At 64.1% G+C, this 18377-nt stretch carries 16 protein-coding genes and 1 pseudogene; 12 read left to right on the forward strand and 5 right to left on the reverse strand.

The window, feature by feature from the left end; genetic code table 11:
- Window positions 1–48 precede the first annotated feature (48 nt).
- From metK to IVB12_RS24835, 8 genes and pseudogenes are all read left to right on the forward strand, one after another.
- Entirely contained in the window at window positions 49–1245 is a 1197-nt protein-coding gene (gene metK, locus IVB12_RS24800) for a methionine adenosyltransferase (RefSeq protein WP_247302940.1), read from the forward strand.
- A gap of 128 nt (window positions 1246–1373) precedes the next feature.
- Window positions 1374–2795 (forward strand): adenosylhomocysteinase, encoded by a 1422-nt coding sequence (ahcY, locus tag IVB12_RS24805; RefSeq protein WP_247302942.1) that lies wholly within the window; start codon window positions 1374–1376, stop codon window positions 2793–2795.
- 165 nt (window positions 2796–2960) lie between these two features.
- Window positions 2961–3377: a nuclear transport factor 2 family protein gene (locus tag IVB12_RS24810; protein WP_247302944.1), complete on the forward strand. Its 417-nt coding sequence runs from the start codon at window positions 2961–2963 to the stop codon at window positions 3375–3377.
- Between the two features lie 50 nt (window positions 3378–3427).
- Complete coding sequence (locus IVB12_RS24815; protein WP_247302946.1) at window positions 3428–4891, forward strand: NAD(P)/FAD-dependent oxidoreductase; 1464 nt, start codon at window positions 3428–3430, stop codon at window positions 4889–4891.
- Window positions 4892–5052: 161 nt separating this feature from the next.
- On the forward strand, window positions 5053–5208 hold the full coding sequence (locus tag IVB12_RS24820; protein ID WP_007612486.1) for a hypothetical protein: 156 nt from the start codon (window positions 5053–5055) through the stop codon (window positions 5206–5208).
- 129 nt (window positions 5209–5337) lie between these two features.
- On the forward strand, window positions 5338–6267 hold the full coding sequence (locus tag IVB12_RS24825) for an aspartyl/asparaginyl beta-hydroxylase domain-containing protein (protein WP_247302948.1): 930 nt from the start codon (window positions 5338–5340) through the stop codon (window positions 6265–6267).
- A 13-nt stretch (window positions 6268–6280) separates the two neighbouring features.
- Window positions 6281–6737, forward strand: a pseudogene (locus IVB12_RS24830) (nuclear transport factor 2 family protein).
- 164 nt (window positions 6738–6901) lie between these two features.
- Window positions 6902–8242 (forward strand): MFS transporter, encoded by a 1341-nt coding sequence (locus IVB12_RS24835; protein WP_247278749.1) that lies wholly within the window; start codon window positions 6902–6904, stop codon window positions 8240–8242.
- Window positions 8243–8303: 61 nt separating this feature from the next.
- On the opposite strand, the gene IVB12_RS24840 is transcribed toward IVB12_RS24835, so the two are convergent.
- From IVB12_RS24840 to galE, 3 genes are all read right to left on the reverse strand, one after another.
- The gene (locus IVB12_RS24840) at window positions 8304–9005 is read right to left on the reverse strand and encodes a fumarylacetoacetate hydrolase family protein (protein ID WP_247278748.1); all 702 of its coding nucleotides are present in this window, start codon (window positions 9003–9005) and stop codon (window positions 8304–8306) included.
- 38 nt (window positions 9006–9043) lie between these two features.
- A complete protein-coding gene (locus IVB12_RS24845; protein ID WP_247302951.1) occupies window positions 9044–10846 on the reverse strand; it encodes an ABC transporter ATP-binding protein in 1803 nt (600 codons plus the stop codon).
- 118 nt (window positions 10847–10964) lie between these two features.
- Complete coding sequence (galE, locus tag IVB12_RS24850) at window positions 10965–11978, reverse strand: UDP-glucose 4-epimerase GalE (protein ID WP_247302953.1); 1014 nt, start codon at window positions 11976–11978, stop codon at window positions 10965–10967.
- A gap of 126 nt (window positions 11979–12104) precedes the next feature.
- On the opposite strand from galE, the gene IVB12_RS24855 reads away from it, so the two are divergent.
- The gene (locus IVB12_RS24855) at window positions 12105–13142 is read left to right on the forward strand and encodes a glycosyltransferase family 4 protein (RefSeq protein ID WP_247302955.1); all 1038 of its coding nucleotides are present in this window, start codon (window positions 12105–12107) and stop codon (window positions 13140–13142) included.
- A gap of 10 nt (window positions 13143–13152) precedes the next feature.
- Here the strand turns inward: IVB12_RS24855 and IVB12_RS24860 are convergent, their stop codons facing one another.
- Together IVB12_RS24860 and waaF are read right to left on the reverse strand one after the other, a co-directional pair.
- The gene (locus IVB12_RS24860; protein ID WP_247302956.1) at window positions 13153–13323 is read right to left on the reverse strand and encodes a hypothetical protein; all 171 of its coding nucleotides are present in this window, start codon (window positions 13321–13323) and stop codon (window positions 13153–13155) included.
- Entirely contained in the window at window positions 13320–14390 is a 1071-nt protein-coding gene (gene waaF / locus IVB12_RS24865; RefSeq protein ID WP_247302959.1) for a lipopolysaccharide heptosyltransferase II, read from the reverse strand. The genes IVB12_RS24860 and waaF overlap by 4 nt, the downstream gene beginning before the upstream one ends.
- Window positions 14391–14547: 157 nt before the next feature.
- Here waaF and rfaD point away from each other — a divergent pair, with 157 nt between their 5' ends.
- The 3 genes from rfaD to IVB12_RS24880 are packed head-to-tail and all read left to right on the forward strand — an operon-like array spanning window position 14548 to window position 18324.
- On the forward strand, window positions 14548–15528 hold the full coding sequence (gene rfaD / locus IVB12_RS24870) for an ADP-glyceromanno-heptose 6-epimerase (RefSeq protein ID WP_247302961.1): 981 nt from the start codon (window positions 14548–14550) through the stop codon (window positions 15526–15528).
- A 28-nt stretch (window positions 15529–15556) separates the two neighbouring features.
- Window positions 15557–17041, forward strand: a complete 1485-nt coding sequence (gene rfaE1, locus IVB12_RS24875; RefSeq protein WP_247302962.1) for a D-glycero-beta-D-manno-heptose-7-phosphate kinase — start codon at window positions 15557–15559, stop codon at window positions 17039–17041.
- A complete protein-coding gene (locus IVB12_RS24880) occupies window positions 17038–18324 on the forward strand; it encodes an O-antigen ligase family protein (RefSeq protein ID WP_247302964.1) in 1287 nt (428 codons plus the stop codon). The genes rfaE1 and IVB12_RS24880 overlap by 4 nt, the downstream gene beginning before the upstream one ends.
- Window positions 18325–18377 lie beyond the last annotated feature (53 nt).

The following is an 18377-nucleotide window of genomic DNA, read 5'->3' on the forward strand; positions in this document are numbered from 1 at the left end:
TAAACATCGCAAACGCCCGCCGGCTAATGGCGGAACAAGGGGTTACTGATGCGCGCGTCCTATCTCTTCACCAGTGAGTCCGTGTCCGAGGGTCATCCGGACAAGGTCTGCGACCGGATCTCCGATGAGATTGTCGACCTGTTCTATCGTGAAGGGCCGAAGGCGGGCATCGACCCCTGGCAGATTCGAGCCGCCTGCGAGACGCTGGCCACCACCAACAAGGTGGTGATCGCCGGCGAGACCCGCGGTCCGAAGTCGGTGACAAACGAGCAGATCGAGAGCGTCGTCCGCGGCGCGATCCAGGACATCGGCTACGAGCAGGACGGCTTCCACTGGAAGACCTGCGACATCGAGATCCTCTTGCATCCGCAATCGGCCGACATCGCGCAGGGCGTCGACGCGCTGCAGCCGGGCGAGGTCAAGGAAGAAGGCGCGGGCGACCAGGGCATCATGTTCGGCTACGCCACCAACGAGACGCCCGACCTGATGCCGGCGCCGATCTTCTACGCCCACAAGATCCTCCGCCTCATCTCCGAAGCGCGCCACTCCGGCCGCGAGAAGGTGTTGGGCCCGGATTCCAAGAGCCAGGTCACCGTGCAATACGAGAACGGCAAGCCGGTCGGCGTGCGCGAGATCGTGGTGTCGCACCAGCATCTGGTCGAGGATCTCACCTCCAAGCAGGTGCGCGACATCGTCGAGCCCTATGTGCGCGAGGCGCTGCCGAAGGACTGGATCACGCCGAAGACGATCTGGCACATCAACCCGACCGGCAAGTTCTACATCGGCGGCCCCGACGGCGACTCCGGCCTGACCGGCCGCAAGATCATCGTCGACACCTATGGCGGCGCGGCCCCGCATGGCGGCGGCGCGTTCTCCGGCAAGGATCCGACCAAGGTCGACCGCTCCGCGGCCTATGCCGCGCGCTATGTCGCCAAGAACGTCGTTGCCGCCGGTCTTGCCGACCGCTGCACGCTCCAGCTCGCCTATGCCATCGGCGTGGCACGTCCGCTGTCGATCTACATCGACACCCACGGCACCGGTAAGGTGTCGGAGGACCAGCTCGAGAAGGCCGTCGCTAAAGCGATGGATCTCACGCCGCGCGGCATCCGCAGCCATCTCGACCTCAACCGCCCGATCTACGCGCGCACCTCGGCCTACGGCCATTTCGGCCGCACGCCCGACAATGAGGGCGGCTTCTCCTGGGAGAAGACCGACCTCGTCGAGCCGCTCAAGCGCGCGCTCTAGTTTTACGCCTCATCCTGGGCGCGCCCGCAACGCGAGCGAAGCCGGGAACCTTATCCATCACATCGAGATGCCGGGTCCGCCTCTTTGGGCGACCCGGAATGACGAGTTCAACAAACAGGACACTCGCAATGAACGCGAAGCCCGGCTTCACCGATTACATCGTCAAGGACATTTCGCTGGCCGATTTCGGCCGCAAGGAAATCTCGCTCGCCGAGACCGAGATGCCCGGCCTGATGGCCACCCGCGAGGAGTACGGCCCGAAGCAGCCGCTCAAAGGCGCGCGCATCGCAGGTTCCTTGCACATGACGATCCAGACCGCGGTGCTGATCGAGACGCTGGCCGCCCTCGGCGCCGACATCCGCTGGGTCTCCTGCAACATCTATTCGACCCAGGACCACGCCGCCGCCGCGATCGCGGCCGCCGGCATTCCCGTCTTCGCCGTCAAGGGCGAGACGCTGACCGAGTACTGGGACTACACCGCAAAGCTGTTCGACTGGCATGGCGGCGGCACGCCCAACATGATCCTCGATGACGGCGGCGACGCCACCATGCTGGTGCATGCCGGTGTTCGCGCCGAGAACGGCGACACCGCCTTCCTCGACAAGCCTGCTTCCGAGGAAGAGGAGATCTTCTATGCGCTGGTCAAGCGCCTGCTGAAGGAGAAGCCCAAGGACTACTTCGGCGAGATCGCCAAGAACATCAAGGGCGTCTCGGAAGAGACGACGACGGGCGTGCATCGCCTCTACGAGATGGCCAACAAGGGCACGCTGCTGTTCCCGGCGATCAACGTCAACGACAGCGTCACCAAGTCGAAGTTCGACAACCTCTATGGCTGCCGTGAATCGCTGGTCGACGGCATCCGCCGCGGCACCGACGTGATGCTGTCGGGCAAGGTCGCCATGGTTGCGGGCTTCGGCGACGTCGGCAAGGGCTCGGCCGCTTCGCTCCGCCAGGCCGGCTGCCGCGTGATGGTTTCCGAAGTCGATCCGATCTGCGCGCTGCAGGCCGCGATGGAAGGCTACGAGGTCGTGACCATGGAAGACGCCGCGCCCCGCGCCGACATCTTCGTCACCGCCACCGGCAACAAGGACATCATCACCATCGAGCATATGCGCGCGATGAAGGATCGCGCCATCGTCTGCAACATCGGCCACTTCGACAACGAGATCCAGATCGCGTCTCTGCGTAACCTGAAGTGGACCAACATCAAGCCGCAGGTCGACGAGATCGAATTCCCCGACAAGCACCGCATCATCCTGCTGTCGGAGGGCCGCCTCGTGAACCTCGGCAACGCGATGGGCCATCCGTCCTTCGTGATGTCGGCGTCGTTCACCAACCAGACGCTGGCGCAGATCGAGCTGTTCGCCAACAACAAGGACGGCAAGTACGAGAAGAAGGTCTACGTGCTGCCCAAGACGCTCGACGAGAAGGTCGCGCGCCTGCACCTCGCCAAGATCGGCGTCAAGCTCACCGAGCTGCGCAAGGACCAGGCCGACTACATCGGCGTGAAGCCGGAAGGCCCGTACAAGTCGGACCACTACCGGTACTGATCCGACCGCGATTGCGACACCAGGGCCCCGGAGCGATCCGGGGCCTATTTTTTGTTGGCCGCGCCTGTGATACGCTCGCAGGTAGAGCCACAACAAGCCCGCCACTTTTTGCAGCGGGCGGCCTTTTCCGATGTTCATTGTCAAAATGCATATGGAGGGAATGCGATGTCCAGCGAAGCCAACGTTCAGCTGCTGAAGGAAGCCTATCGCCAGTGGAACGACAGCAAGGGCCAAAGCGTCGACTATTGGTTCGACAACGTCATCGGCCCGCAGATCAAGTTCGATTCGATTCCGCGGGGAGCCGAGCCGGTCCCTTTCGCGAGGCGTTATGACGACCGGACCGAGCTGCGCGGCTATTTCGACGGCCTGCTTGCTGACTGGAGCATGGAGTACTACACGATGAACGAATACGTTGCGCAGGGCGATGCCGTCGTCGCGCGCGGCGAATGCGCATGGACGAACAAGAAGACCGGAAAGGTCGCGCAGACGCCCAAGGTCGATTTCTGGCGCTTCAAGGATGGCAAGGCGGTCGAGTACCACGAGTTCTTCGATACCGCCTGCGTGGCCGCTGCTGCGACCTGACGGTTGCAATTTGCCGTGGCGCTGCCATCCTCTGAGCGGGGAGAACCGCGGTGGCCGAAGAAGAACATTTCGACGTGCTGATCGTCGGTGCCGGCCTGTCCGGCATTGGCGCGGGCTATCATTTGCAGACCAAGTGCCCGACCAAGAGCTACGTCATCCTGGAGGGACGCGACTGCATCGGCGGCACCTGGGACCTGTTCCGCTATCCCGGCATCCGATCCGACAGCGACATGTTCACGCTGGGCTATTCCTTCAGGCCGTGGACCGATCCCAACGCGATCGCCGACGGGCCGCAGATCCTGAACTATGTGCGCGAGACCGCCGCCGAGAACGGCATCGAGAAGCACATCCGCTTCCGTCATCGCGTCAAGCGCGCATCGTGGTCGACGCAGGAGGCGCGCTGGACCGTCGAGGCCGAGCGCACAACAGGCGAGGGCGCAACCGAGCTCGTACGCTTCACCTGCAATTTCCTGTTTATGTGCTCGGGCTATTACAAATACGAGGCGGGCTACACCCCGGAGTTCAATGGCACGGCGGATTTCCAGGGCCGCATCGTGCATCCGCAGAAATGGACTGAGGACATCGACTATTCGGGCAAGCGCGTCGTCGTGATAGGCTCGGGCGCGACGGCGGTAACGCTGGTGCCGGAGCTCGCCAAGAGAGCGGCGCAGGTCACCATGCTGCAGCGCTCGCCGACCTATGTGGTGTCGCGTCCCGCGCACGATCCCTTTGCCAACAAGCTCCGTCGCAATTTGCCGGCGCGGCTCGCTTATCACCTGATCCGCTGGCGCAATGTGATGTGGGGGATGTTCTTCTTCCAGCTCAGCCGGCGCCGGCCCGCGAAGGTGAAGGACCTCATCCTCAAGGGCGTCAGAAACGCGCTGGGGCCCGACTACGATGTCGCGACCCATTTCACGCCGCGCTACAATCCCTGGGACCAGCGGCTGTGCCTCGTGCCGGACGGCGACTTGTTCAAGGCGATCCGCGAGCAGCGCGCCTCCGTCGTCACGAATGAGATCGATACCTTCACGCGCGATGGCATCCGCCTGAAGGACGGCCGCGAACTTGCCGCCGACATCATCGTGACGGCGACTGGCTTGGTGCTCCAGGTCGTCGGCGGGCTCGAGATCAGCGTCGACGGCCACGCCGTCGATTTCGCCAACACGCTGACTTACAAGGGCATGATGTATGCCGACGTGCCGAACATGGCCTCGGCGTTCGGTTACACCAACGCGTCTTGGACGCTGAAATGCGATCTCACCTGCGAATATGTCTGCCGGCTCATCAACTACATGGACCGGCACAATTTCCGTCAGTGCATGCCGCACAATGACGATGCCACGATCAGCGCCCAGCCGTCGCTCGACTTCAGCTCGGGTTATGTGCAGCGCTCGATCGCCAGGATGCCGAAGCAAGGCTCGAAGCGGCCGTGGCGGCTGTATCAGAACTACGCACTCGACATCGTCTCGCTGCGCTTCGGGCGGATCGACGACGGCGTGATGCGATATTCCTGACCCCGCCGCTGCTGCGGCGGGTGTGCCTTTGAGGTGAGTGCGGTGGCGCGATCGGCCGCCGGGTTGAGCCTGGCGCACCAGACGAACGGTTAACGCCGGCTTAACCGATTGAGTCCTAGCCTGTCTCGGCCGGGGTTACTCGCAAGGCCGAGGTGAGCCCAATGGAAGCCCAGAGAATTGCGGTCGACGCCGTCGTCGCGCTGACCGATTGCGACCGCGACGCCGTCATCGCCTTCATCCGCCGTCTCTATCTCGCCGGCGTCACCGACCCCAAACGCCTGACCTTCAAAGGGCTCCAGGCGCTATCGCGGGCGTGACCGCCTCTCGGTTCAGGTTCCATGCTCCTGCTCGCGCCAGTGTGAGTGCAACCCAGCGGTGAATATCTTGCCGCCCCGGTCGGGTGGGGATAGATGACGTCCCCGGCTGGGTCACTGGGGAACGGGGATATGCTGAAACAGCTTTTTGCGCCGCAACTTGTTGTTCTTTATGTGCTGGCGGTCTCGACGATTTACGTTCACTTCCGCGGCAAGCAGCGGCTGCGCTTCGCGCGCCAGCTCGGGGATCACTCGACCTATCTCGCGCCCTACAACGTGTTGATGTATGTCGGCTCGGCCGTGCCCAACAAGCCGGTGATCTCGGTCGATCAGTTTCCCGAGCTGAAGCTGCTGAGCGAGAACTGGGAGATCATACGCGACGAGGCGGTGCGCCTGTTCGACGAAGGTTTTATTCGCGCGGCCGCCAATAACAACGACTGGGGCTTCTACTCTTTCTTCAAGAGCGGCTGGAAGCGGTTTTACCTAAAATGGTACGACGACTTCCTGCCGTCGGCGCGCACGCTCTGCCCGAAGACGGTGGAGCTGCTCAACGCGATCCCGAGCGTGCACGGCGCGATGTTTGCGATGCTGCCGCCGGGCGGCAAGCTCGGCGCCCATCGCGATCCGTTCGCGGGCTCGCTGCGCTATCACCTCGGCCTCGTCACGCCGAACTCGAACAAGTGCCGCATCCTGGTCGACGGTGTCGAATGCGTCTGGCGCGACGGCGAAGCCTTCATGTTCGACGAGACCTTCATCCACAGCGCGGAGAATGCGACCGACGTCAACCGCATCATCCTGTTCTGCGATGTGGAGCGGCCGATGAAGTTCGGCTTCATGACCGCCATCAACCGCTGGGTCAGCCAGCACATCGTCAAGGCGTCGGCGACCCAGAACGTCGACGGCGAGAATGTCGGCGTGCTCAACAAGATGTTCGGCAAGCTCTACGAGATCCATCTCGCCAGCCGCAAGGTCAAGGAATGGAACCGCAACGTCTACTACACGCTGAAATATTCGCTGACGGCGCTGATCCTCGGCCTCGTCGTGCTGTCGGCGCTGCGGTGATCAGGGCGTCGCGATGAGCCCCTTGCCGGTCGCGAATACGGAGATCGTGCTGTTCTTCCGCCACTGGCTGGAGAGTTTTGCCGGTTATGTCCGGGAGGTCGATTACGCTTCGGCGCGGCCGCTCTTCCATCCGGACGTGCTTGCCTTCGGCACGCATAACGACGTCATCCCTGGTCTTGATCAGTGGGTCTCGACACAGTGGAATAACGTCTGGCCCAAGACGACCGATTTTCATTTCGTGCTCGATCAGACCTCGATCCTGGCATCCGCCGATGGCACGATGGCCACTGTGATCGCCATGGGCGAGCACGGGCTATCATCCCGATGGCAGCCCGTTTCCACGCCCCGGCCGGGCCACGATGGTGTTTGCCAGGAATGGCGAAACGTGGCTGTGCGTGCATTCCCACATGTCGCTCAATCGCGGTGTGCCGCAGGCAAGCCACGCCAATCGGCCCGTGAAGGCTTGGTAGCGCCAAGCCATCCGGCAGCGTGCCCCGCGGCTTTATTGGCCGACTAAAGTTTTACACTCTCGTTCCACCTCGGCCGGAACCCTTGGAACCTGATCTCGTTTGTTCCTCAAGGAACAACCGGTGAAAAATACGCAACCGGGGGGCTGTCCGAGGGAAACGCTCCCATGGCAACACTCGGCCTTGACGCCACCCGACTTACTCCATCCGAGCATCAGCGCCAGCTTCGTCGCGCGGTGATCGCGTCCACGGTAGGGACCGCGATCGAATGGTATGATTTCTTTCTCTACAGCACCGTCACCGGTCTGGTTTTCGCAAAGCTGTTCTTTCCGCAGTCCGACCCCTGGGTTGGCACGCTGGAGGCGTTTGCGATCTACGCAGTCGGCTTCATCGCGCGCCCGATCGGCGCGGCAATCTTTGGTCACTATGGCGACCGCATCGGCCGCAAGTCGACGCTGATCGCGACGCTGCTCTTGATGGGACTGGCGACCGCCGCGGTGGCCGTGGTGCCGACCTATGCGAGCATCGGCATCTGGGGCGCCGTGATCCTGACCGTGCTGCGATTCATTCAGGGCGTCGGCGTTGGCGGCGAGTGGGGCGGCTCGGTGCTGATGTCGATGGAATGGGCCCGCAGCGACCGATCCCGAGGATTGATCGCGTCATGGCCGCAATTCGGCGTGCCCTGCGGTCTGTTCCTCGCTAATCTCGCCGTGCTGGCGTTCAGCCAGATGGCGGGCGATCAGTTCCTGGCGTGGGGCTGGCGCATTCCGTTCGCGCTCAGCATCATCCTGGTCGGCGTCGGCCTTTATATCCGGCTCGGCATCCTCGAAACGCCGGTGTTCTCAAAGCTCGTGGCCGAACGTCAGGTGGACCGCACGCCGATGCTGACCGTGATCCGGGAGTATCCGAAGGAGATTCTGCTGTCCGCCTTTGCGCGCATGTCGGAGCAGGCGCCGTTCTACATCTTCACAGCCTTCGTCTTTTCCTATGGCATCGGCACCTTGCATGTCTCGCGCGACTTCCTGCTGACCGCGGTGCTCTCGGCCTCGGTGCTGTCGTTCGTCTCGATCCCGCTGTGCGGACATATCTCCGATCAGATCGGCCGCAAGAACATGTACATGATCGGCGCTGCCGTGACGGGCATATTCGGCTTCGTTTATTTCGCGATGCTCGACACCGGATCGCCAACCATCATCTTCGTCGCGATCATCCTGTCGCTGATTCCGCATGACATGCAGTACGGCCCGCAAGCCGCCTTGATCGCCGAGAGCTTTACCGGACGCCTGCGCTACAGCGGCTCCTCGCTCGGCTATCAACTCGCTTCCGTGATCGCCGGCGGTCCGGCGCCGCTGATCGCAACCTGGCTGTTCGGCACGTTCCACTCGGCGACCGCGATCGCAATCTACATCGCGATTTGCGCTGTCGTGACGCTGGCCGCGACCGCGATGATGACCGATTACACCGGGAAGGACATCAACGTGGCCGGCGCGCATGAGCGGCGAACTTGAGCGCGTAAAAGCCCCGGACGCGACGTCCGGGGCTTTGCGTTTTCCTTGATTTGAGCTCAGCCTATTCTGGCTGGCCGATCGCAACCTTCAACGTGCCGATGCCGTCGACGCCGCATTCGAGCTTGTCGCCTACCTGGAGCTGCGACACGCCGGCCGGCGTGCCCGTCATGATGATGTCGCCGGCGGCGAGCTTCACCTGCTGCGAGAGCTGCCAGATGATTTCGGGCACGTTCCAGATCAGCTCGGTGAGATCGCCCTTCTGCGCTTCCTTGCCGTTGACCGTGAGCCAGATCTTGCCCTTGGCGGGATGGCCGATCTTCGATGCCGGTTGAATCGCGGAGCACGGGGCGGAGCCGTCGAACGACTTGCCGATCTCCCACGGCCGCTCCTTCTTGCGCGAGGCGATCTGGAGGTCGCGGCGGGTGAGGTCGATGCCGACTGCGTAGCCGTAGACGTGGTCGAGCGCCTTGTCGGCGGGGATGTTCAGCCCGCCGCTCTTCATCGCGACGACCAGCTCGACCTCGTGATGCAGATCCTTGGTCAGCGGCGGAAAGGGAATGGTGGCGCCATCAGGCACCAGCATGTCGGCGTGCTTGGCGAAGAAGAACGGCGGGGCGCGCTCGTCATTGCCCATCTCGCGGATGTGCTCGAGATAATTGCGACCGACGCACCAGATGCGGCGCACCGGATACCGGCCGCTCTCGCCGACGACGGGAAGCGAAGCCTGGGGCGGAAGCGGAATGACGTAGGAGGCGGCGTTCATGGAGCGGATCTCGCGGGTCTTGAGGTTGATAACGAACTCTATGCGGTTGCGCTGATCGGCGCCAGAGCGCCGGAATGGTGATGCTGCAGGCGGAAGAACGACGCATAGCGCCCGCCGCGGCGCAGCAGATCGTCGTGCCGGCCGTGCTCGACGATTTCGCCGCCCTCGACCACCAGGATGCGGTCTGCGTGCATGATGGTGTGCAGGCGATGCGCGATCACGATGGTGGTGCGGTTCTGGCAGAGATGCTCGATCGCCTCCTGCACCTGCCGCTCGGACTCGGAATCGAGCGCGGCGGTGGCTTCGTCCAAGAGGATGATCGGCGCGTTCTTGATCAACGCGCGCGCCACCGCGATGCGCTGGCGCTGGCCGCCCGACAGCTGCGTGCCGTGCTCGCCGACGGGCGTGTCATAGCCGAGCGGGAAACCCATGATGAAATCATGTGCGCAGGCCGCCTTCGCGGCCTCGACGATTTCCTGTTCGCTCGCGCCCGGCCTTCCGAAGGCGATGTTGCTGCGGATGGTGTCGCGGAACAGATAGACGTCCTGGCCGACATAGGCGGTCTGCGCTCGAAGCGATTTTCGCGAGACCGACGAGATCGACTGCCCGTCGATCACGATCTCGCCTTGTGTCACCTCGTGGAAGCGCAAGAGCAGCGCCAGCACGGTCGACTTGCCGCCGCCGGACGGGCCGACCAGCGCGGTAACCTTGCCCGGCTCGGCGACGAAGCTCATGCGGTTGAGCACGGTCTCGCCTGAGCGATAGGAGAAGCTGACGTCGCGCAGCTCGATGCGGGCATCTGACAGCTTCAGCGCCGGCTTGTCGTCGTCGGACTGCTCGCTCGCCGGACTGTCGACGACCTCGAGCAGCATGCGCGCGCCGACCAGCTGGCTGTTGAGGTCGATGTTGAGCCGCGCCAGCCGCTTGGCCGGCTCGGTCGCCATCAGGAATGCCGTCATGAAAGAGAAGAACGCGCCGGGCGTCGCATTGAGCGCGACCACGCTGTAGCCGCCATAGAGCAGGCAGCCGGCAACGGCGAATCCGCCCAGCATCTCCATCAGCGGATTGGAGCGGTTGGCGACGCGGGCCATCTTGTTGGCATTGCGCTCGACGATCGCGATGTTCTCGTCGATGCGCTTCTGCATGGTATCTTCGAGCGTGAACGCCTTCACGGTGCGGATGCCCTGCAGCGATTCCTGCATGGTTTCCATGATGTCGGCGGTGCCGGTGAACTGGTTGTAGGCGAGGCCCTTGATGCGCTTGACCAGCTTGCGCAGCACCAGCATCGCAGGCGGCACCGCGACGAGGCCGATGAACGACATCAGTGGGTCCTGCCATACCATCACGCCGATCATGGCGAGCAGCATCAAGAGGTCACGCCCGACGGCGTTGACCAGCATGTTGAGCACGTCGGTGATGGACTTGGCGCCGGCGGTCAGCCGCGCCAGAAATTCGGACGAATGCCGCTCGGAGAAGAACCCGACGCTTTCGCGCATCAGCTTGGCGAAGAGCTGACGCTGATTGGTGGCAAGGATGGCGTTGGAGATCTTGGTCAGGATCACCATGTGGCCGTAGGTCGCGACGCCCTTGATGAACAGCAGCACCACCGTGATGCCCGAAAACATCGCGATACCTGGAATGTTCTTGTCGACATAGGCCTGGTTGATGACCTGGCCGAGCACATAGGTCGCGCCTGCGGTCGCGCCGGCGGCGAGTGCCATCAGCGCGAAGGCGACGAGGTAGCGCCTCCAGTAGACGACCCCTTGTTCCAAGACCAGGCGGCGAATCAAGACCGCTGCTGCATAGGGGTCGTCAGTGATTTTCTTTGGAAACTGGGCCATCCGGTGTCCATTGACGGCGCGGGACAAAGCCTGCCCGTGCGTCAGGGATCGATGGGCCTCTGTGCCCGCTCGGCTACAGTTTTTCAAGCCCAATTAAGGGCTTGCGCTCGGGTTGATTCTAGGCCGAGACGGCGTGGCGGAGCTCGCCATGGCGCTCGCGGAACAGCTTGTCCTCCCAGGCCAGGGCGTGCGCGGCGATGGTCTCGAGGTCATCATACTGTGGGTGCCAGTCGAGCAGGCCGCGGATGCGGCTGGTGTCGGCGACCATGGTCATGATGTCGCCAGGCCGGCGCGCAGCGTATTGCACGGCGAAGCTGCGGCCCGAAACCCGCCGCACCGCGTCGATGGTCTCCAGCACCGAATAGCCACGGCCATAGCCGCAATTGAGCGTCGTCGAGGCGCCGCCATTGCGCAAATAGGCCAGCGCCGAGCGATGCGCCTGCGAGAGGTCGGTGACGTGGATGAAATCGCGGATGCAGCTGCCGTCCGGGGTTGGATAGTCCGTGCCGAACACGTCGATCTTGGCGCGCTGGCCGGTGGCGGCTTCAACTGCGATCTTGAGCAGATGCGTGGCGCCGGCGGTGGCAAGGCCGATGCGCGCCTGCGGATCGGCGCCGGCGACGTTGAAGTAGCGCAAGGTCACATATTGCATGCCGTAGGCGTCGGCGACGTCATGCAGCATGATTTCGGTCATCAGCTTCGACGAGCCGTAAGGCGACAGCGGTCGCGTCGGCGCATGCTCGGGCACCGGCACCTGGTCAGGATCGCCGTAGACGGCGGCGGTCGAGGAGAAGATGAAGCGGCTGATGCCGCGCTTGACCGCGACGTTGAGCAGATTGCGCGCGGTCATGAAGTTGTTGCGATAATAGCCGAGCGGATCGCGCATCGAATCCGGCACGACGACCGAGCCCGCGAAATGGATGATGCTCTCGATGTCGTGCTGCGCGATCACGCCTTCGAGCAGGTTCTCGTCGCCGGCATCGCCGATGAACAGCGGCACGCCTTCCGGCAGATAGGTGGAAAAACCCGTGGAGAGATCGTCGATCACGACGACGTCCTCGCCGGCTTCCGCCAGCGCCAGGACCGTGTGACTTCCGATATAGCCGGCGCCGCCGGTGACTAGCACAGTCATGATCTCACCCGTCTTCGATCAACGCCTAAAACTACCGCCCGCGTGGTGAAGAGGGGGTATCGGCGCGGCTGAACTGGTCACTATGCTTAATGTTGCGTATAGGGATCTTTCGAAACGGAGCATGACGTGGCGAATTTCCCCGGCGATCTCGAAGTGATCGTGCCAAATCTGCACAGGCGCTATTCCGGGGTCACCGCGACCAATCGGATGGTGGCGCCGCGGCTCGCAAGGCTGTTTCGCGCGGCCTGGTTCGGCTCCGATGCGCCGGCGGGGATCGGCCGCCTGAGCGCTGCGGATTTTCTGAAGCTATGGCGCCGCAAGGCGCCGCTGATCTGGCATGCGCGGCGCAACAACGAGATGATCGCCGGCGTCGCGTTGCGCGCGCTCGGCTGGCCCCTGAAGCTCGTGTTCACTTCGGCGGCGCAGCGGCATCACAGCTGGATCACGCGCTGGCTGATCCGGCGCATGGATGCGATCATCGCAACGAGCGACATCTCGGCATCCTTCCTGAAAGTGAAGGCAACCGTGATCCCGCATGGTGTCGACACCGACGTCTACGCACCGCCGACAGATCGCGCCGCGGCCTTCGCCGAAGCCGCGCTGCCCGGCCGCTACGCAATCGGCTGCTTCGGCCGCGTGCGCGCCCAGAAGGGCACCGACGTATTCGTCGATGCGATGTGCCGGCTGCTGCCGCGACATCCGGATTTCTCCGCTGTGATCGTCGGCCAGGTCACGCCCGAGCAGACGCGCTTTGCCAACGACCTGAAGCAGCGCATCGAGACGGCCGGCCTGCAATCGCGCATCGTCATGACCGGCGAATTGCCGATCGAAGCGGTGCAGCGCTGGTATCAGCGATTGACGATCTACGCCTTCACCTCGCGCAACGAAGGTTTCGGCCTGACGTTGATCGAAGCGATGGCGACCGGCAGCGCCCTCGTCGCCGCACGCGCCGGCGCGGCCGAACTCGTGGTCGAGGATGGCGTGAGCGGCGTGCTGGTGCCGCCGGGCGATGTCGATGCGCTGGTCGCCGCGCTGGAGCCGTTGATGCGAGATGTGGACGCCGCGACCGCAATGGGCGCGCGCGGGCGGGCGCGGGTGCTCGCAAAGTTCAGCCTGGATGCGGAGGCGGCGCGGATCGGCGAGATCTATCGGCCGCTGCTCTGAACCGGTTTTTTCACGACGCCAAACAAAAAGCGCGAAAACAATCCCATGCACAGTAGCCGGGAGTAGCAAAATCAACGGGTTGGCCGCCGGCACGATGTTTTGCGGATTTTTCGAATCGTGTTTGACCTGTCGGGCAAAACACTGGCAGGATGTCATCATCGGCAATGGCCAGATCGCTCACGTCGTCGCCCGCGCTTCCGCTTCACTCAACACCCGCTGCGCAATCGCGACCACCTCGCTCGCCGCGATGTGGCGCATGCAGCGGTGGTCGTTCATCTTGCAGACGGTGCTCTGGCACGGCTGGCAGGACAGCACGCTCTTGTTCTGGACCACGGTGGCGGCAAGGCCGTTGAGTGGGGCCCAGAGATAGGGGTCGGTTGGCCCGAAGATGCCCATGGTGGGCGTGCCCAGGGCGGCTGCGATGTGCATCAGGCCGGAATCGTTGGAGATCGCGACGCCGGCCGCGGCCATGGCCAGCACGCCGTTGCGCAGATCGTTGCCGGTGAGGTCTCGCACCCCCGCGCCGCCGGCCGCGACGATCTCCTGGGCGAGGCCTTTCTCGGCAGGGCCGCCGACGACCCAGACCTCCAGGCCGCGCTGGACCAGCAACCGGGCAGCCTCGGGATAGTAGGTCCAGCGTTTGGACGCTCCGACCGAGCCGGGCGCCAGCGCTACGGCTGCGCCGGCGCTGAGGCCATTGGCCTGCCGCCAGCGGGCGATCTCCTCGGCCGGGACCCGCAATTGCGGCACCGGCCATTCCGGAGGCAGCGGCGCGCCGTCGGGCTGGGCGAGGGCGGCGTTCTTGTCGATGAAGCGGGGCAGCTTCTTCTCGCCCCAGCGCCAGCGGTTGAGCAGGCCGAACCGGAACTCGCCGACGAAGCCGACCCGTTCGGGAATGCCCGCTAGCGCGGGCGCGATGGCCGCCTTCCAGGTCCGGGGCAGCACCAAGGCGGTGCCGTAGTTCCGCTCGCGCAGGCGTTTTGCCAGGCTGAGCTGGCGGCCAATTGCGAGCCGGCCGCGCGGCAGGTCCCAAACGACGCCAGCGCGCACGCCGGGCATGTAATCGACCAGCGGGGCGCACAGCGAGGTGGTCAGGAGATCGACCGGCCGGTTTGGCCATCGCTGATTTAGCACCCGCACGACGGTGTGATTCCGGACGAAATCGCCGATCCACATGTAGGGAATGATCAAGATCGGGCGCGTGTCGTCCCGGTCTGCATGTTCACCAAGTTGCGAATTTTGATTCATTGTTAATGCGATCGGGCGGGCTGATATAGGCGCTCGGTTAGCCGCTCCCAGCCAGCAGGTAAAGCCGGCTGAGGAACGATGCCAAAACCGCTTACACTTTGGCAGATCATGCGCTACGGCAGGACCGGGCATTCAGAAAATCGGGCAGGTAGGTGGAATGTTGCTGGTGACCGGCGGGGCCGGTTTTATCGGATCGAACGTCGTCGCCGCGCTGAACCAGGCCGGCCGCAGCGACGTCGTGGTCTGCGATCTCCTCGGCTCTGACGGCAAATGGCGCAACCTCGCCAAGCGGCAGCTTGTGGATATCGTCCCGCCGGCCGAACTGGAGGGCTGGCTGAAGGGCCGCAAGCTCGACGCAATGATCCATCTTGGTGCGATTTCCGAGACCACCGCGACCGACGGCGATCTCGTGCTCGAGACCAATTTCCGGCTCTCGATGCGCCTGTTGGACTGGTGCACGGCGAATGCGGTGCCGTTCATCTATGCCTCATCGGCCGCGACCTATGGCGATGGCGCGAATGGCTTTGACGACGATTCCTCGCTGCCGGCGCTGAAAAAGCTGCGGCCAATGAATCTGTACGGCTGGAGCAAGCACCTGTTCGACCTCGCTGTTGCCGAGCGCGTAGCGAGGGGCGACCGGCTCCCGCCGCAATGGGCAGGCCTGAAATTCTTCAACGTGTTCGGCCCCAACGAATACCACAAGGGCTCGATGATGAGCGTGCTGGCGCGCCGCTTCGATGACGTGAAAGCGGGCCGCGTCGTGCAATTGTTCAAGTCGCATCGCGAAGGCATCGTCGACGGCGACCAGCGCCGCGATTTCATCTATGTCGACGACGTCGTGCGCGTCGTCATGTGGCTGCTGGCGACGCCGTCGGTCTCCGGCCTCTTCAACGTCGGGACCGGCAAGGCGCGCAGTTTCAAGGACCTGATGCTGGCAGCCTATGCAGCCCTCGGCAGAAGCCCCAACATCGAATACATCGACATGCCCGAGGCGATCCGGGGCAGCTATCAATACTTCACCCAGAGCAAGGTCGATCGTCTCCACCGCGCCGGCTATAACGGCGGCTTCACGACCCTTGAGGACGCGGTCAAGGCCTATGTCGGGGATTACCTCGACCGGCCCGACCGCTTCCGCTGAGGCCCCAAGGAGCTGAGGCCCAAAGATCATGCCGACAGCCATCCTCGATTTTGATGCTCTCGCACAAGCCATCAGCGGCCGCACGGTGCTGTGCATCGGCGACATCATGCTGGACGAGTTCGTCTATGGCGAGGTGTCGCGAATCTCGCCGGAAGCGCCCGCGCCGGTGATCTCGGCACAGCGCAGCGAGATCCATATCGGCGGCGCCGGCAACGTCGCGCGCAACGTCGCCTCCCTCGGCGCGCGCTGCATCTTCGTCGGGCTGATCGGCGAGGACGATGCGGGCAGGCGGCTCGCCTCGGCGCTGGCGGAGTACGCCGGCATCGACAGCGTTCTGGTGAGCGAAGCCTCGCGCCCGACCACGCGAAAAGTCCGCTTTGTTTCCGAGCATTTTTCCACGCATATGTTGCGTGCGGATTGGGAGCAGGCGGGGCCTGCCTCCGATGCGACCGAGACGAAGCTGATCGAGGCGATCCTGCCGCAGATCGCGCGCGCCGACATCGTGCTGCTGTCCGACTACGCCAAGGGCGTGCTGACCGCACGCGTGATCCGCCACACCATCGACGCCGCGCGAAAGCTCGGCAAGCCCGTCATCGTCGATCCCAAGAGCCTGAACTGGGCGATCTATCGTGGCGCCACGCTGCTCACGCCCAACCGCAAGGAGTTTTCGGAGGCGACGCGGAGCCGCGCCGACACCACGCAGAGCATCGTCGATGCCGGCGAGGACGTGATGCGGCTCGCCGATTGCGAGGCGATCCTGGTCACGCTGGGCGAGCACGGTATGACGCTGGTGCCGCGCAGCGGCGAGGCCGTCCATGTTCCGGCGTTCCCGGTGAAGGTGCGCGACGTCTCCGGTGCCGGCGACACCGTCGCCGCCGCGCTTGCGGTCTCGCTCGCAGCGGGCGCGGACTGGGGCACGGCGCTGCGCATGGCCAATGCCGCCGCCGCCGTCGCCGTCGGCAAGCAGGGCACCGCCACCGTGAGCGCGGCCGAGCTGCGGCGAAAGATCCTGCCCCATGCCTATCTCGCCGCCGAGGTGAAGATCGTGCTCGAGCCGGACGCGCTCGACGCGCAACTCGCCGAATGGACGAGGCAGGGCCAGCGCGTCGGCTTCACCAATGGCTGTTTTGACATCCTCCACCCCGGCCACGTCAAGGTGCTGACCGCGGCGCGCGCCGCCTGTGACCGCCTGATCGTGGGTCTCAACAGCGACGCGTCGGTGCGGCGGCTGAAGGGCGCCGATCGTCCGGTCCAGGACGAGCGCGCGCGTGCCGAGGTGCTGGCCGCGCTCGAGGCCGTCGATCTCGTCGTCATCTTCGAGGAGGACACGCCGATCGAGCTGATCACCAAGATCAAGCCGGCTGTGCTGGTGAAGGGCGGCGACTATACCCGCGAGCAGGTGGTCGGCCACGAGGTCGTCGAGGCCACGGGCGGGACGGTCGTGCTGGTCGACATCCTCCAGGGCTTCAGCACCACCGCGCTGGTGCATCGCGCGCGGGGAGGGAGCAAGTGACGGTGCTCGCCCGCGAGACGACGGGCCATATGCTCTTGCGACGCCTGCGCAGCCCGGCGGCCTGGCGCGAGACCGTCGATCTTTTTGCGGTGCTGACCGCGGCTTCGCTGCCCTGGTCGACGTCGCTCGCGGGGATATTCAATGCTCTCATGCTGCTGTGCATGGTGCCGTTTCTCGACCTCCGCGCATTCCTGCAGTCGCTGAAGCGTCCGATCTGCGTTGCGCCGATTGCGCTGGTCGTTCTCGCGCTGGCGGGGACGCTGTGGTCGGACGCGTCCTGGGGCGCGCGCCTATATGCGGTCAACCCAACCGTCAAGCTGCTCGTGCTGCCCGTCCTGCTCTACCATTTCGAGCGCTCGCGGCGCGGGCATTGGGTGATCGTCGCGTTCCTGGTGTCCTGCGCGCTGTTGTCGGTGATGTCGTGGCTGGTCGCCTTCTATCCCAACCTCGCGCTCAAGACCGATGCGCCCGAACGCGGCATCTTCGTCAAGAACTACATCGACCAAAGCCAGGAATTCACGCTCTGTGCGGTCGCGCTCGCCTATCCGGTCGTGACGCTGCTGCGTGAGAAGCGTTACTGGCTGGCCGGGCTGCTCACCGCGCTGGCGCTCAGCTTCTTCGTCAACATGGCCTTCGTGGTGGTGTCGCGCACGGCGCTCGTCACCATTCCGATTCTGTTCGGCGTGTTCGCGCTGCTTCACCTCAAAGGCCGCAGCATAGCGATCGTTGCCGCCGTTCTGCTCACCGGCGCCGTTCTGGCCTGGCAGGCTTCGCCGCATTTGCGGCAGACTGCCGAGAGGTTCGCCAGGGATTACACCGGCTATGTGGAAAGGGGCGAGCCGACCTCGATGGGCATGCGGCTCGAGTTCTGGCGGAAATCGCTCGGCTTCTTCGCGGAGGCGCCGATCTTCGGCCACGGCACAGGCTCGACGCGCGGATTGTTCGAGCGGGTCGCAACGCCCCGCGGTCAGTACCAGGCATCCGCCGAAGTGATCGGCAATCCCCATAATCAGACGCTGAACGTCGCCGTGCAATGGGGCGCTATCGGCATCGCCGCTCTCTATGCGATCTGGATCCTGCATCTGCTGTTGTTTCGTGGCGAGGGGCTTGCCGACTCTATCGGGCTGCTGGTGGTGGTGCAGAACGTCTTCACTTCGTTGTTCAACTCCCATCTGTTCGACTTCCACGAGGGCTGGATGTACGTCATCGGCGTCGGCGTTGCCGGCGGCATGGTGATCCGGGCACGACAGGCCGAGGCGAAAGCGGGGGACTGCGGTTCCTGAACGGGCGGCGCGCGGTTGGTACGCTCTGACTGGCATGTCTTGCCGAGATGGGC

Origin of the sequence: Bradyrhizobium sp. 179 (assembly GCF_023073535.1) — a bacterium.
In the GTDB taxonomy this organism is placed as follows: domain Bacteria; phylum Pseudomonadota; class Alphaproteobacteria; order Rhizobiales; family Xanthobacteraceae; genus Bradyrhizobium.